Source organism: Brevibacillus panacihumi W25 (assembly GCF_000503775.1).
In the GTDB taxonomy this organism is placed as follows: Bacteria; Bacillota; Bacilli; order Brevibacillales; family Brevibacillaceae; genus Brevibacillus; species Brevibacillus panacihumi_A.
In genome coordinates this window covers 1,200,643-1,215,513 of record NZ_KI629782.1, presented here as the reverse complement: position 1 = coordinate 1,215,513, position 14,871 = coordinate 1,200,643, and the positions used below count along the sequence as shown (strand labels likewise).

The 14,871-nt window shown below is 52.5% G+C and carries 14 protein-coding genes; 12 read left to right on the top strand and 2 right to left on the bottom strand.

The window, feature by feature from the left end:
- Positions 1-145 precede the first annotated feature (145 nt).
- The 6 genes from T458_RS35190 to T458_RS35170 all read left to right on the top strand — a co-directional run bounded on the left by T458_RS35190 (position 146) and on the right by T458_RS35170 (position 6,711).
- The gene (locus T458_RS35190) at positions 146-829 is read left to right on the top strand and encodes a response regulator transcription factor (RefSeq protein WP_023555727.1); all 684 of its coding nucleotides are present in this window, start codon (positions 146-148) and stop codon (positions 827-829) included.
- Positions 822-2,231, top strand: coding sequence for a HAMP domain-containing sensor histidine kinase (locus tag T458_RS0128445; protein ID WP_031305456.1), 1,410 nt, complete (start codon positions 822-824; stop codon positions 2,229-2,231). Before T458_RS35190 ends, T458_RS0128445 begins: the two co-directional genes overlap by 8 nt.
- A gap of 147 nt (positions 2,232-2,378) precedes the next feature.
- Positions 2,379-4,043 (top strand): efflux RND transporter periplasmic adaptor subunit, encoded by a 1,665-nt coding sequence (locus tag T458_RS35185; RefSeq protein ID WP_023555726.1) that lies wholly within the window; start codon positions 2,379-2,381, stop codon positions 4,041-4,043.
- A complete protein-coding gene (locus T458_RS35180; RefSeq protein WP_023555725.1) occupies positions 4,040-4,762 on the top strand; it encodes an ABC transporter ATP-binding protein in 723 nt (240 codons plus the stop codon). Before T458_RS35185 ends, T458_RS35180 begins: the two co-directional genes overlap by 4 nt.
- A complete protein-coding gene (locus T458_RS35175) occupies positions 4,759-5,970 on the top strand; it encodes an ABC transporter permease (RefSeq protein WP_023555724.1) in 1,212 nt (403 codons plus the stop codon). The genes T458_RS35180 and T458_RS35175 overlap by 4 nt, the downstream gene beginning before the upstream one ends.
- A gap of 537 nt (positions 5,971-6,507) precedes the next feature.
- Positions 6,508-6,711 carry a hypothetical protein gene (locus tag T458_RS35170; RefSeq protein WP_023555723.1) on the top strand — a complete coding sequence of 68 codons (204 nt, stop codon included), beginning with the start codon at positions 6,508-6,510 and terminating at the stop codon, positions 6,709-6,711.
- A 340-nt stretch (positions 6,712-7,051) separates the two neighbouring features.
- On the opposite strand, the gene T458_RS35165 is transcribed toward T458_RS35170, so the two are convergent.
- Positions 7,052-7,387, bottom strand: coding sequence for a hypothetical protein (locus tag T458_RS35165; RefSeq protein ID WP_023555722.1), 336 nt, complete (start codon positions 7,385-7,387; stop codon positions 7,052-7,054).
- A 159-nt stretch (positions 7,388-7,546) separates the two neighbouring features.
- Here T458_RS35165 and mscL point away from each other — a divergent pair, with 159 nt between their 5' ends.
- Complete coding sequence (mscL, locus tag T458_RS35160) at positions 7,547-8,005, top strand: large conductance mechanosensitive channel protein MscL (RefSeq protein ID WP_023555721.1); 459 nt, start codon at positions 7,547-7,549, stop codon at positions 8,003-8,005.
- 66 nt (positions 8,006-8,071) lie between these two features.
- Here mscL and T458_RS35155 read toward each other — a convergent pair whose 3' ends face one another.
- Positions 8,072-8,671 (bottom strand): undecaprenyl-diphosphatase, encoded by a 600-nt coding sequence (locus T458_RS35155; RefSeq protein WP_023555720.1) that lies wholly within the window; start codon positions 8,669-8,671, stop codon positions 8,072-8,074.
- A 251-nt stretch (positions 8,672-8,922) separates the two neighbouring features.
- Between T458_RS35155 and T458_RS35150 the strand changes: the two genes are divergently transcribed.
- The 5 genes from T458_RS35150 to T458_RS35130 all read left to right on the top strand — a co-directional run bounded on the left by T458_RS35150 (position 8,923) and on the right by T458_RS35130 (position 14,856).
- A complete protein-coding gene (locus T458_RS35150) occupies positions 8,923-10,143 on the top strand; it encodes an anhydro-N-acetylmuramic acid kinase (protein ID WP_023555719.1) in 1,221 nt (406 codons plus the stop codon).
- 23 nt (positions 10,144-10,166) lie between these two features.
- Entirely contained in the window at positions 10,167-11,735 is a 1,569-nt protein-coding gene (locus T458_RS35145) for an ABC transporter substrate-binding protein (protein ID WP_023555718.1), read from the top strand.
- A 93-nt stretch (positions 11,736-11,828) separates the two neighbouring features.
- A complete protein-coding gene (locus T458_RS35140; RefSeq protein WP_023555717.1) occupies positions 11,829-12,770 on the top strand; it encodes an ABC transporter permease in 942 nt (313 codons plus the stop codon).
- Between the two features lie 16 nt (positions 12,771-12,786).
- On the top strand, positions 12,787-13,620 hold the full coding sequence (locus T458_RS35135) for an ABC transporter permease (protein WP_023555716.1): 834 nt from the start codon (positions 12,787-12,789) through the stop codon (positions 13,618-13,620).
- A 15-nt stretch (positions 13,621-13,635) separates the two neighbouring features.
- Positions 13,636-14,856 carry a serine hydrolase domain-containing protein gene (locus T458_RS35130; protein WP_023555715.1) on the top strand — a complete coding sequence of 407 codons (1,221 nt, stop codon included), beginning with the start codon at positions 13,636-13,638 and terminating at the stop codon, positions 14,854-14,856.
- Positions 14,857-14,871 lie beyond the last annotated feature (15 nt).

Here is a 14,871-nt window from a genome sequence, read left to right as displayed (position 1 = left end):
GGAGAGTATTGCTTCTTCACGTACTCCCCCCTGGATGATGGCTGCTTGATTTTTCAGGCAGCCTTCCTTTTTAGACATCTGGTTGACATCATTTTCCCATACCCTAGAGAGTAGAGATCAGAGGCGTCAGAAGGGAATGAGAGGGATGAAAAACATCCTGGTAGTGGAAGACGAATTGCCGATCTCCCGGGTGTTGAAGGCGTATCTGGAAAAGCATCATTTTCAGGTCGTACAAGCCTTCACGGGGGATGAAGCACAACAAAAATTCGATACGTGCAATCCAGCACTGGTTCTATTAGATGTCATGCTCCCTGGCCGCAGCGGATGGAGCATTCTGGAGTATATTCGGGCGAAAAGCTCATGTCCCGTGATCATGCTGACCGCTTTGGGGCAGATCGACAACAAGCTGGCAGGGCTGCACCAAGGGGCGGATGATTACATCACGAAGCCGTTTATCGCAGACGAGGTAGTCGCGCGCGTACAGGCTGTCCTTCGCCGATCCACTCAGATTATGGAGGGGGAGCATGTCACGCAGTTTGGCAGTCTGAAGGTAGACTTCAAAGCGCGTACGGTCATGCTGCACGGCATCGAGATCTCGTTTACCCCGAAGGATTTGTCGCTGTTTTTATTTCTCGCCCAGTACAGAAATCAGGCATTTACACGTGAGCAGTTGCTCGATCAGGTATGGGGCATGGATTACGAGGGGAGCGATCGGGCTGTCGACCTGGCGATCAAGCGGATCAGACGGGCGCTGGAGCACTGGCCGGCAGCAGAAGGGGAGATCCGTACCTATCGGGGACTGGGGTACAAGTTAAGTGTCTATGAATAAGAAGAATAGAAGAACATCGCTGTTTCGCTATTGGACGACGCGCTATCTGCTCACATTATGTGTCGGTCTGCTGGTGGTAGGGGTGACTTCCAGTTATTGGATACAACATAGCGAGACGACGAAGCGTTTGGACATTATGAAGCTGATGGCGGCGGAAATTGCCGAGCGGGTGGTGGACGTCAATGGACAGATCCGGATGGCTCCGTTTCTCTTTCGCATCCTGGACAGCAGGCAGAAATCCCTGCACCTGGACTACAAGCCCATTCTGCTGGTGGTTGATGCGAAGAAAAAGCCGCTGCTTGACGGACCAGGCCCTTTTTCGGCAGAGCTGAGACAATTGCTTCCCGCCCTGCTGGAAGAGAATCAGGATACGAAGAAGATTACCTTGTCACGCGGGGAGCAAGTCCTCTTTGTCAAACATACGATTCAGGTCAACCAGCAGGTCGCAGGCTGGGTTCTTTTGTTCACGGCAGACAAGGATATCATGCGCAGCAGCACGCAGTTCCAGCTCCTTTTTATCATGCTGATCAGTCTGGGCTTGCTGGGGTGGCTGGTCATCTATTTGCTGACCAAAAAACTGTCTCAGCCGATCAAGGACGTAGCAGTCGCGGCCAATCAAATCGTTACAGGCAATTATGAGATCCATCTCGACAAGGAACGGCCCGAGCAGGAGATCTACGAATTGAATCATTCCTTTAAAGAAATGGCGGATCGCCTGCGCCAATTGGAGATGATGCGAACCGAGCTGCTTGCAGGGGTGACGCATGAGCTGAAAACCCCCGTGACATCCATCAGCGGATTGATCCAGGCGGTGAAGGACGACATCGTGAGCGGAGAGGAGGCCAAGGAGTTCCTCGAAATTTGCTCCAAAGAGACCTCGCGCCTGCAGAAAATGGTAGAGGACCTGCTGGATTTCAACTCTTTTGCAGTCGGCGATATTCGGATTCGCAAAGAACAGCAAAACATGAATGAGCTCATCGTGGAAATCTCCCATCAGTGGCACATTGCGATGGAAAGAGAGGATCTGACTGTCGAGATCGAGAAGCCGGACCATGATGTCATGGCACTGACCGATCCGCTGCGGGTACAGCAGATCCTCTACAATCTGCTGAACAATGCTGCCCAGGCAATCCCGGCAGCAGGTCGCATCGTCCTGCGCCTGTCCGAGACCGAAGACGAGATCTGCATCGAAGTGCAGGACAACGGCTGCGGAATCCCGGCGGAAGAGCAATCGCTGATCTTTGAACGCTATTATCGCGGAGAGGAAAAGAAGCAGATGCTCCGAGGCCTGGGATTGGGCTTATCGTTCAGCCGGATGATCGCCCAGGCTTTGGGCGGTTATTTGTCGCTGAAGGAAAGCTCGCAGGCGGGCAGTACATTCCTGTTGGTATTGCGAAAATAAGTGAGTAAAAGACGACTATTGCCTACGGGCAAGGTCGTCTTTTTCTTTGCCTTCATCTGACATAATGCTGACTCATTAGCGCCTTATAGTGGGGCAAAGGCAGGAGTAGACTTGCAAGATTTTGTACATAGCGGGGGGAGTCTCCAAGTGAATGAGACAAGCAAGAAACGAAGCTTCTTCTCCAAGGCAGGGAAGAACAGAAAACGAATCGTGGTTACAGGTCTGGCCGTCCTGCTGCTGGGCGGCGGAGGAATAGTCGGCTACCAGATGCTCATGGCACCCGTCCAGGCAGAAGCAGCCTACGCGGTCGTCAATGTGGGGAGGGGGGATATTACCGAGACGGTCATGGCGTCGGGTACGGTCCAGGCCTCCAAGAGATCCACGTTGTCCTTCGCGGATGCGGAAAATGCCAAGGACGTCATCTCCTCGATCAATGTCCAGGTAGGAGATGTGGTGAAAAAAGGCGATGTTCTGGCTACCATGGATGATTCCGTCGCGCGGATGCAGCTGATCAATGCCGAAGCCAACCTGCTGTCAGCCCAGGCGAAGCTGGAAGAAGCGCTGAAGAGCAGAACCGAGGGCGAGATGCGGACGCTGCAGGCAAACGTCAACCAGGCGAAAACAGAGCTCGAGATGGCGACCAAAACGATTGATTTGGAAAAGGCGCGCAATGAAGAGGCCAAGGCCAAGGAAAATCTGGACAAAGCCAACAAGAATTTTTCATCGCAAAAGGCGCTGTTTGATGCGGGAGCGATTTCTCGCACAGAGTATGAAACGGCGCAGACAGAGCTGGAACAGGCGAAGCGCGACTACCAGACCGCCACACTGGCATTGGAGCAGGCTGAAGGACAGTCGGCGTACAAGATCGAGCAAGCGCAAGCCGCGTATCAAACCGCTCTGGAAAATCTGGAAGAAGCTCAGAAGGGTCCAGATTCTGCCAGCATCCTGTCGGCCAGGGCAGCAGTAGAGCAGGCAAAAGCCCAGTTGCAGACAAGCCAATCCGCGCTCAATGCCGTCACCTTGAAAGCGCCAATGGACGGCGTGATTGTGGCGGTAAATGGAAACGTCGGAGAAATCCCATCCAACCAGGTCATCGTGATGGACAACTCCAATTCGGGCAATCTGGAAGTGCTCGCACAAATCAGCGAGAGCGACATCGGAAAAGTGAAAGAAGGGCTTTCTGTAACGTTCAGCACGAATACCTATCCGGACAAGACGTTTCATGGCTCCGTCAAGCTGGTGTACCCGGAGGCGACCACCAATTCAGGGGTGACGACCTACGATGTCCTGCTCTCAGTGGATAACAAGGAAGGCTTGCTGAAAATCGGGATGACGATGAATGTGACCATCGAGATCGGCAGCCATACCAATGTGCTTGTGATTCCAGCATCTGCCCTGCAAAGCCGCAATGGAACAGACGGGGTCCTTCTGATGAATACCAGCGGCTCTGCTGAGAACAGAAGCGGCGCAGCCGAAAGCAGAACGGGCAATGGCGAACAAAAGCAAGCAGAGCGGCAAGGCAAGCAGTCGTCATCTACCCAACCAAACAGCCAGCAACAACAGCAGGAGGGCAGACAGGCAAGCAACGCAGATAACCGTAGCAACCTGCCGTATCGCTTCCAGCCGGTCAAAATCGGTTACTTTGCTTCCGGCCGCGTCGAAATCGTCGAGGGCTTGTCTGAAGGCGACCAAATCGTCATCCTTCCGACAGCAGGCGGCAGCTCCGGTTCTACTCAGGGCAATATGCGCATGGGCAGCGTTCCAATGGGCGGATTCCCAGCAGGTGGCGGCATGAGGACGATGATCCGATGAGACCAGTCATTCAGATGGAAGATTTGCGCAAACGGTATCAGATCGGCGACCAGGAGATTCAAGCGCTGCGCGGGGTGAGCCTGTCCATCGAGACGGGGGACTTCGTCGCGATCATGGGACCTTCTGGCTCCGGCAAGTCCTCGATGATGAATGTGATCGGGTGCCTCGACAAGCCCACCTCGGGCGAGTTTTATTTGGACGGTTATCCCGTATCACAGGCCCATGACGATGAGCTTGCAGAGATTCGCAACCAGAAAATCGGTTTTGTCTTTCAAAATTTCAACCTCTTGCCACGGACGACAGCCGTCGAAAATGTGGAGCTGCCCATGCTGTATGCGGGAAAATCTGCCAAGGAGCGTCGCGAGCGTGCCATCCGCGCCCTCGTTGAGGTGGGATTGGAACAGCGGCTGTACAACAAGCCCAACGAATTGTCTGGCGGACAGCAGCAGCGCGTCTCGATCGCCCGAGCCCTGGTGAATGATCCGGTCATTCTGCTGGCAGACGAGCCGACTGGAGCCTTGGATACGAAGACCAGTGAAGAGATCATGGGAATCTTCCAACAGCTTAACGATGCAGGAAAAACCGTTATCCTGGTCACGCACGAGCCGGATATCGCGGAATACGCCAAGCGCATTGTTCGGTTCCGGGACGGACAGATTGTCTCCAATGAAGTGGTGGAAGAACGCAGAAGAGTGTTGCCGGAGGTAGGAAGAAGATGAGCTTTATAGAGAGTTTGCGCGTCTCATTTCGCAGCATCAAAGCCAATGGCCTGCGCTCCGTGTTGACGATGCTCGGGATCATTATCGGGGTCGCCGCGGTGATCGCGATGGTCGCAATCGGGGAAGGAACCTCTGCCAGTGTGGCATCCCAGATCAATGGGCTTGGCAGCAATCTGCTTATCGTCTCTCCCGGGCAAGCTACGCAAGGCAGGATCAGTCTTGGGGCGGGATCGCTCAACACGCTAACCCTCGCTGATGCCGAGGAGATCGCCCAGAAGGAGTCGGTGTCCGGGGTAGCTCCCAGCGTCAACGGCAGGGCACAGCTCGTCTGGGGCAGCAACAACTATTCGACGTCATTGGAAGGGACGACAGAGTCCTTTCCGGAGGTGCGCAACGTACAGGTGGCACAGGGACGCTTTTTTTCCAACTTCGAGGTGAAAAAGCAGTTCAATGTGGCAGTCGTCGGGACAGAAATCGTCACCAACCTGTTTGGAGGAAGCAACCCAATCGGAGAAACCATTCAGATCAACCGGATTCCCTTTACGGTGATTGGCGTGCTGAAGAGCCAGGGAAGCTCGGGAATGACCAATAATGACGACAGGGTCTTGATCCCCGTAACCACTGCGATGAGCCGTTTGACCGGAGGCAAATACGTCAATTCCATCTATGTCTCGGCAGCATCGGCAGAGCAGATGACACAGGCGCAGGCAGACACTGCAGAGACGCTGCGCGCCCAGCACAATTTGCGGCCCAGTGAGTCCGACGATTTTCGCATCACTTCGCAGTCGGATATTCTCAGTACGGCCCAGGCTGTGTCCGGGTCGATGACAGCCCTGCTATCCGGCATTGCGGCTATTTCCCTGATCGTCGGGGGGATCGGCGTGATGAACATCATGCTGGTCTCGGTTACGGAGCGTACACGTGAGATCGGCATCCGCAAAGCAATCGGAGCCAAAAAACGCGATATACTGCGTCAATTCTTGATCGAAGCGGTCACCCTCAGCCTGCTTGGCGGCATCATCGGCATTCTTCTCGGTATTGGCGCTGCCTTGGCTGTGAGCAAGCTGGCCGGGATGGAAACGGCAATCACGATCTCGCCTGTCCTGTATGCATTCCTTACGTCAACCGCTGTAGGTGTCATATTCGGCGTCTATCCAGCACGAAAAGCAGCTCAGCTCAAGCCAATCGATGCCTTGCGCTATGAATAATACAGGAAGCTAGCGCCGAGAGCGGAATATTACAGGCTAGAAATAGTATATATTTGGCTAACGCAATCACAGGTAAAAGGACGCGAAAATGAAGTATTTTTCGCTATTGAACTTGGGCGTTAGCCCTTTTTCTATGGATATCAAGATTAAATCAGTTCAGTTGGGAAAAAAACCACCAAGAGTAGATGGAGGACCAGGATTAGCTGGTCGAGGAAAAAGGGAAAAAAGCGCAAGGCATTTGGGATCTTAACCAAGGCGCAACGGAAAAGGCGGAACACGCTCTTAGCGGACAACCCTGAATCACTTCTTCGAAGTGGCTACTTTTGGCCGCGGTTCCGCCTTTGAAGTGGAGACGGCCAGGGCTAGCCCTCAGCAAAGACCCCACCCCGCCTGGAGCGTTTTCCCTTTTCCTCCTCTGCACTACAGCTGGATAGCCACCAAACCAAAAGACCGCGACCTCCCGCGATTTTTCTAATCGTTAATGGCATGAAATGGTACAAAAATCGGGCATACTAGCGGCATTGAGGTGATGCCGATATGGAACAGTATGCAGAATTTTTTACAACCTGGAGGGAAGCGGCAAGTATCCGCAAGAAGATGAACAGCAGCAATATCCCGTATTCTCTTCGGCAATTGCCGGGGAAATCCAATCTTCTCTTTGTGTTTCCGAAGGTAAGCATCAGCCAATATGTCTATTTGCATATCGTGTTTGGGACCAAAGCGGGGGGAGCAAAACGGTGATACGGGCAGAAAAAAGGGGAAAATCGAGCTATATTTCAAATATTTCGTTAAAAAACAAAAGCTGACACTTTTCGATAGAAGAGTTTCATAGTACAATGCCTGTATGAACGAACTTGGGGAAGTTCGGGATGGCGGCTCAAAACTGTGCAGCAGAGCCGCCTCTTTTTTTTCGCCAAATTCCTTCCCCACTATCCAAAGGCAGAGGATAAATTAGGTTGCAATACCTAAATGTACTTCTAGAAATAATGGGTCAAAGGATATATGATTACCTTATTCACGTGAATACTTCCGTACTACCCTCTCCCAGGTTTGAAAACCTGGGACTTTTTTTCTTCCGTTTCTAACAGGATTCCGGTAGGCGAGGGGCGAAACTTCCTTGCAGCAGTGCGTCGATTAATTGTTCCTGCGTCAACGAGATCGTGATGCCCGGTTCCGGCAAATCCGCAAGATAATGCTTCTCCCGAAATACATACCACAACGTGCCGGAGGGGTGTACGGAATAGATCCGAATATTTTCCTGTTTGCGTTCTCCCAGTTTGGCGATTTCCCGCAATGCGGAAAAAAGTTCACCCCAGATCGGCAGATACGGCTTTTGCTTGTATTGGACGAGTGCCTGGATGAGCTGATTTCTTGCTAGGTCCAACCAGGGATCAGACTGTTGCTCGAGGGAAATCATCGTAGATCGAACTCCTTAGTAAGAACAGTGCTGTGGGGAATGAAAGCTTTACAGAATTTGTCGAATTCAAAAATAAGTGTAGAATAGAAGAGGATTGGATGCAAGACGCAGAAATTGTGAGACTGTCCCGTCCTTTGTATGTATGAGGAGGAGAAGAAATTGCTGAAAGAGTTTAAAGAATTTGCCCTGAAAGGAAATGTGATCGATCTTGCCGTCGGTGTCGTGATCGGGGCGGCCTTTGGAAAGATTGTTTCATCGCTCGTCAATGATTTGATTACGCCAACGATTGGGCTCCTACTGGGAAAGGTGGACTTTTCCAATCTTTTCATTGCTCTCGGGGATGGCACCTTCAAAACGATTGAGGAAGCGAATAAAGCAGGTGTCGCTACGATCAATTACGGTTTATTCCTTAATTCTGTGATTGATTTCTTGATTATTGCCTTTGCGATCTTTATCTTCATCAAGCAATTGAATCGGTTCAAGAAAAAGCAGGAAGAGGCCAAGCCGCCTGTCACCACCAAGGAATGTCCGTTCTGCATCACACAGATTTCATTGCAGGCGACGCGTTGTCCCAACTGCACCTCTGTGCTGGATGCAAAAGAGAAGGAGCTTGCCTAAGATTTTTCCCGAAAAAAAGGATAGACCAGGGTACCGATATACGGACCTTGATCTATCCTTTTTCTTTTACATCTCTTTTGCCTTGTCTTTTCCCGGTAAAACAGCTTGTTCGGCCTTGTTGTAGATGGCCAGGAGTTTTTGCGTCAGGAGAGCTCCAGGAACAAATTTGTAGGCAAAAATAGCCGAAATCATGCCGAACAGGGCACCTGTCAAGACATCGAACGGGTAGTGGACTCCGACCCCGATCCGGGAAATCGCCACACAGCAGGCCAGGAGCAGCCAAACCAGGCGAAATCTCTTGCCAAACAGCCAAAAGGTAAAGCAAAAGGTGAAAAAGAGGATGGTGTGGTCGCTTGGAAAAGAATTGTTGACCGCCTTCTGAACCAGCTGATGGACGTCGGGCAGTTCGGCAAATGGCTGGCTGTTATAGTGGATCATGCCGGCGATTTTCGCCAAGATTTCCGCCAAAATAAAGGAAATTCCAGCACTGATGACCATCATCCTGTTTTCGTTACGCCTCGTAAACCAGTAGCAAAGAACGGCGAAAGCCAGCAGAAAAACGCTGTGCTCGGCTAGCGTGTAAAAAACGGGATCGAGGAAGCTGTACGTTTTTCCAAGATCATTAATGCTGCGAAAAGCAGAGGTATTGATATCCCAAAGTTCCATTCAAACTGCCCCCTTGATTTTTCCAGGTTGCGGATAATAAAGAAAATACCCTATATGGACTGCCAGTTCAAATCGAACTATCTTACGTCTTCCTTACAAATCTGTAAGGAAGCGAAAAATTTTCTTTTCTATTGGAAATATTGTTTACTACTATCTGATTGACCGGTGTAATTTTATTTCATATAATGTAAACGTAATCATTGAGAAAATCGTAGAATCTTGGTAAAGAATCCCGTACAGGGGGGAGTAGGATGAATCAACCTGCGAGTTTGCTAGACTACCGTAGGAAGAGTGATCATTTGCTCATCGGTCTGATGTCAGGAACATCACTGGATGGGATTGACGCCGCACTGGTAGCGATTCGCACGAATGCGAGTGGGGAGATCGAGCAGGCAGAATTGCGAGAGTTTACGTCCCTGCCGTATTCCGATGAAGTGCGCGATTACGTACTGAATCTGTGCAGCGTCGAGTCGGCACGCATCGATCAGCTTACGACTGCGCACTACGGCTTATCCGAGTGGTATGCGTGCGTCGTCGAGCAATTGATCCAGAAGGCGGCGATCCATGCTTCCGATGTAGATGCGATTTGCATGCACGGACAGACTGTCTGGCATATCGCTGGCCGTACTCCTTTTCCGGGACCGACTGGCCCGACAGAAGTGAGGGCATCGCTGCAAATCGGGGATTTGTCCCTTTTGGCTGAGCGCACAGGCACCCCGGTGGTCGGGAATTTTCGCGCCAGAGATCTGGCTGCTGACGGTGAAGGCGCACCGCTCGTCCCGTATGCAGACTACATTCTTTTCCGCGATCCGCAGAAGGGAAGGCTTTTGCAAAACATTGGCGGAATTGCCAATGTAACCATTCTTCCGGCAGGAGCAGACATCGAAAAGGTCGTCGCTTTCGACACGGGACCGGGCAATATGATTATCGATCAGATTGTTCACCTGGTTACAGATGGAAGAATGCGGTATGACGAAGGGGGCAAATGGGCTGCAACAGGCCAGGTCTGCAAGGAAATGCTTGACCGCTTGCTCCAAGACCCGTACTATCAACTCCAGCCGCCAAAAAGCACCGGGCGGGAAGTGTACGGCAAAGCATTTGCACAGGAGCTCATGGCGCAGGCGAAGCAGCAGGGGATCAGTGACGCAGATTTGATCGCCACGGTGACTGCCCTGACGGCGTCGACCATCGCCCAAGCGTATATCCAGCATGTGCTGCCGCATACGAAAGTAGAAGAAGTGATCGTCTCAGGCGGAGGGGCTCACAACCAAACCCTTCTGCGCATGCTTCAGGAGCAATTGCCTGCGGGCATGAAGGTGATGACGACGCAGCAGTTCGGGATGCCGGATGATGCGAAGGAAGCGGTCGCTTTTGCCATTCTGGGCCACGAGACACTAATGGGCCGGCCTTCCAATGTTCCATCTGTTACGGGAGCAAAAAGAGCCGTGCCGTTAGGAAATATTTGCTTTTAAAAGAAAACGTAGGGGGTAACATCGTGAAAAAACGCGTGTTGGCAGGAATTTTCCTATCTATGTCCCTTGCTCTTTCGGCTTGCTCCGGGGGAGGAACCGCTCCGTCTGAACAGGCGAAGCCGCAAGAACAACAAGGTCAAACGCAAGAACAGCCGCAAGCTTCTGGAAAAACAGAGCTGATCGTAGCAGCCGAGCAGGAACCGGTTGGCTTTGACCCGCACAAGGTGCCGGCGGCTTCCAGTGTGCGCATCTATTCCCTGATTTACGACAGCTTGACCAAGCTGGATGAAAACATGGAGATCATCCCGAATCTTGCAGAAAAATGGGAAACGTCTGAGGATGGCAAAACCATTACTGTCTTCCTGCAAAAAGGCGTGAAGTTCCACGACGGCAAGGATTTGACTGCAGAAGACGTGAAATTTACGTTTGAGCGCATTCTGAATCCGGATACAGGCTCGATCTCCAAATCGTATTTCTCCAGCCTGGAGTCCATCGAAGTGAAAGACCCGACTACTGTCGTGTTTCATCTGAAAAACCCGGATGCTGCTTTCATGGCAAATACAAGCAGCGCTTCCACCTCGATCGTGCCTGTTGGCTCCGAGGATCTGACCAAGGATACGGCGGGAAGCGGACCGTACATGCTGGAGAAATATGAGCCAGGCCAATACGTTCTGCTGAAGAAAAATCCGAACTACTTCCGCAGCGATCTCGCGAAGGTAGAAACAATCAAGTTCCAGATCATGAAAGACGAAGCGGAGCGTCTGGCTGCGATTCGCGCCGGTAAAATCGACGTCTCCATGGTTTCCGCTGATTCGGCGACTCTCTTGAATGGCAAGCCGGGTGTGGAAGTAAAAGGCTATCAGTCGCTGGAATACAGCTACCTGGGCATCAACGTGAAGAAAAAACCGTTTGACGATCCGAAAGTGCGTCAAGCGATCAGCTATGCAGTAGACCGCAACCAAATCGTGCAAACAGTCTGGAAAGGCGAAGCCGCTCTGACTGGTCCAATCGCTCCTGCTGTAAAAGGATGGGCGCTGGATACCAACAGCTATGACTCTTACAAGCTCAACGTAGAAAAGGCAAAAGCTTTGCTGGCTGAAGCAGGCTATCCAAATGGCTTCGAGACGCAAATCGATACAGCCGCGACGTACCCGGATATGGTCGAGACTGCGCAAGTTTTGCAGCAGCAGTTGAAAGCAATCGGCATCAACGCTAAAATCAACCAGCTTGAGTGGGGCAACTACATCGATGTCTGGAAATCCAAAGACGGCAATCTGATGGTAGGACGCAACACTTCTGGTGTGGACGCTGACCGCTCCATGCGCTTCTTCTTCCATACGGAAGGCTCCGCAAACGTATGGAACTACTCCAACCCTGCTTATGACGAGCTGGTACAAAACGCTCTGATGGCTGTCGATCAGACAGAACGCAAAGCCATGTATGAAAAAGCTCAAAAAATGCTTGTAGAGGAAGATGTTCCAAACCTGTTCCTGGCATCGCCGAAGAATTTCTACGCTGTACGCGACAACATCGAGTTTTCACCATCTGCAGCGGGAGAGAGCTTCGCGCTGGTCAGAGCCTCAATCAAGTAGCATAAATCATTGTGGCTCCGCCTTTTGATCTGGCGGAGCCATGTTTCTAACTGCCTGCCTCCACGCGAGGTTTGAAAAGAGGGAGGGACCTTAGTGGGAGCCTATCTGTTCAAACGACTTGTCAGCTTGATCCCGATCTTGTTTGGAATCTCTGTATTGGTTTTTACCATCCTGCATCTGGTGCCGGGTGACCCTGCCTCGATCATGCTTGGGACCAACGCGACGGAAGAGTCGATCGCGGCTTTGCGCAAAAGCATGGGACTGGATGAACCGCTTATCACGCAATACCTGACCTGGGTGGGTGGACTCCTGCAGGGGGACTTCGGCGTATCTGTCCACTCCGGCGAGGAAATTCTGCCGCAGATCATCAAACGCTTTGGCATCACGCTGCAATTGACGGTATTTGCTGTCGTGATCGGGTGGCTGGTCGCCATTCCTTTTGGGATTATTTCCGCAATTCGCGCGCATTCCAAGACGGACATTGCCGTACGAGTCGCGACCCTGTTGGGAATTTCCGTACCGAACTTTGCGATTGGTACACTCTTGCTGCTGGTAACGTCCTTGTATTTCAACTGGTTCCCGCCGATTGACGTGGTCAGCTTCTGGGAGAATCCGCTCGAGGCATTCAAGGTGTTTGTCCTGCCCGCTGCGACGATGGGGATTGTTGTCGCTGCAGGGGTCATGCGGATGACCCGCTCTGCCTTTTTGGAAACCATGGACAAGGATTTCATCCGTACGGCAAGAGCCAAAGGGAACAGCAAATGGACCGTCGTCATGGGTCATGCTTTCCGCAATTCATCCATTCCGATCGTGACGATCGCCGGCATGCAGATTGGGTATCTGCTCGGAGGGTCCGTCATCGTCGAGCAGCTTTTTTCGATTCCTGGCCTGGGCCAGTACGTACTTGAAGCGATTTACCAGCGTGATTATCCGGTCGTGCAGGGAGGCGTGCTCTTTGTCGCCCTGGTCTTTGTTCTGGTCAATCTGCTCATCGACCTGATCTACACCTGGATTGATCCACGAATCAAGTACTGACACGGGGGGATAAGACATGAGCACTTTTCGTAAACGATTTTGGGCCAATAAAACGGCCGTTATCTGTTCCATATTGCTCGCCTTGCTTTGTTTGATTGCGGCTCTGGCCCCGGTACTGGCTCCCCATGATCCGACCGAGATGTTTCAGAACAACCGGATGGAAGGCAGCTCCGACACGTTTTTGCTGGGAACGGATCAGTTCGGGCGCGATTTGTTGAGCCGGGTCATCTACGGCGCACGGGTTTCTTTGGTCGTCGGGATCTCCGCCGTCATGGTGAGCGTTATTTTCGGGACCATTTTTGGTTTGATTGCCGGGTACTTCGGCCGTTGGATTGACGGCTTTATCATGCGGGTCATGGATGTCCTGTTCGCGTTTCCCGAAATTTTGCTCGCGCTGGCGATCGTAGCCGCACTGGGGCCCGGGACGTTCAATACGATTATGGCGATCGGAATCGTAAACATTCCGATTTTTACGAGAACGGTGAGGGGGGCGGTCCTCTCGATCAAAAACCTCGAATTCGTGGAGAGCGCCCGCGCCATCGGAGCCAGCACACCGCGTATTCTGTTTAAAGAGATTTTCCCCAACGTGACGGCACCGCTGTTGGTGCAGTCTTCTCTAGCCATCTCAGGTGCGATTCTGACGGAATCAGCGCTCAGCTTCTTGGGACTGGGGATTCAACCGCCTGATCCGTCGTGGGGCGGCATGATTTCGGAAGCGCGCCGCTATATGGAACTGGCTCCCGGCATGATTATTTGGCCATGTGTTGCCATGACGGTCACCATTTTGTCTTGCAATATGTTCGGGGATGCTGTTCGCGATATTCTGGATCCGCGTCATCGCGGCAAATAAGCAGGAGGGAAGCGAATGGACGAGTTGGCGATCGTCGAGCAAATCGAAAAGAGCCTGGATCTAGGCATCAGCCAAGGAATTTTTCCCGGTGGAGCGGTATGGCTGCATCGTGAAAATAAGCCGGCGATTACGGTCTGCCGAGGCAAGGCAGGGAGCGGTGAGCAGGAACCTCTGGTTACAGAGCAGACCCTGTACGATCTGGCTTCCTTGACCAAGGTAGTGGTGACACTGCCAATGATCCTCTTGAGTGTGCAGCATGGCAAGCTGTCATTGACTGACAGCGTCGTGACGCATCTGCCGCAGTTGGGAGAAGGACAAGGAAGGGCGGAGAAGGAAAAAATCAAGATCATCCACCTCTTGACCCATTCTTCCGGTCTGCCCGCATGGAGACCCTTTTTCCTAAAAGGCTCCGGAAAGCAGGAATATCTGCGCATGATCGCGGAGGAGCAGATGATCTACAAGCCTGGCGAACAGGTCGTGTACAGCGATCTTGGGTTTATGCTGCTGGGCTTCATTTTAGAGGAGGTCTGGCAGGCAGAGCTGAGCGCTTTGGCAAAGCAATGGATCTTCGAGCCGAGCGGAATGACGCATACCGGTTATCGGCCGCAGTCGCATTCCGTCTTGCGTGATTGTGTCATCGCTCCTGCGGAGGAAGGCACTCCATTCGAACGGAATATGGCCGAGCAGTATATCTGGCAGCTGGAAGCGGCAGAGGACCCGCGAGCAGCAGGATGGCGAGCGGCATGCGAAGGGTTTGCCTGGAGGCAGGACGTCATTCGCGGCGATGTGCATGATTGCAATGCCTACCATGGACTTGAAGGCGTGAGCGGTCATGCAGGCTTGTTTTCCACCCTGACCGATGTGGCGCGCTACATGCGCATCTGGACAGCGGAGGATGCACCTGTGCGCATCGACCCCCTTCTGCTCTCCTTTGCTGCCCGTGCCCAGACTGGGGCAGCCGTACCGCGAAGAGCGGTAGGCTGGGAGGCGTCGGCGACAGGCGGGACACTGGATCAGATCGCGCACGGTTGTACAGGCGGAGACCTTTTATCGGAAAAGGCCTTCGGGCACACCGGCTTTACGGGTACCTCCATCTGGTCTGACCCGGTGCGAGGAGCGACCCTGATTACCTTGACCAACCGCGTTCACCCGATCGTGCATACAGCGATGAACGCCTGGCGTCGCGCGCATCACAACCAGATCTTCAGCAGTATCAAGCCTGTCGGCACATCCTGAGTAAAGGGGGAGCAC

Coding starts and splice junctions, on each gene's coding strand:
- T458_RS35180 (WP_023555725.1), top strand. CDS start 4,040: ATGAGACCAGTCATTCAGATGGAAGATTTGCGCAAACGGTATCAGATC.
- T458_RS35175 (WP_023555724.1), top strand. CDS start 4,759: ATGAGCTTTATAGAGAGTTTGCGCGTCTCATTTCGCAGCATCAAAGCC.
- T458_RS35135 (WP_023555716.1), top strand. CDS start 12,787: ATGAGCACTTTTCGTAAACGATTTTGGGCCAATAAAACGGCCGTTATC.
- T458_RS35130 (WP_023555715.1), top strand. CDS start 13,636: ATGGACGAGTTGGCGATCGTCGAGCAAATCGAAAAGAGCCTGGATCTA.
- T458_RS35150 (WP_023555719.1), top strand. CDS start 8,923: ATGAATCAACCTGCGAGTTTGCTAGACTACCGTAGGAAGAGTGATCAT.
- T458_RS35155 (WP_023555720.1), bottom strand. CDS start 8,671: ATGGAACTTTGGGATATCAATACCTCTGCTTTTCGCAGCATTAATGAT.
- T458_RS0128445 (WP_031305456.1), top strand. CDS start 822: ATGAATAAGAAGAATAGAAGAACATCGCTGTTTCGCTATTGGACGACG.
- T458_RS35190 (WP_023555727.1), top strand. CDS start 146: ATGAAAAACATCCTGGTAGTGGAAGACGAATTGCCGATCTCCCGGGTG.
- T458_RS35170 (WP_023555723.1), top strand. CDS start 6,508: ATGGAACAGTATGCAGAATTTTTTACAACCTGGAGGGAAGCGGCAAGT.
- T458_RS35165 (WP_023555722.1), bottom strand. CDS start 7,387: ATGATTTCCCTCGAGCAACAGTCTGATCCCTGGTTGGACCTAGCAAGA.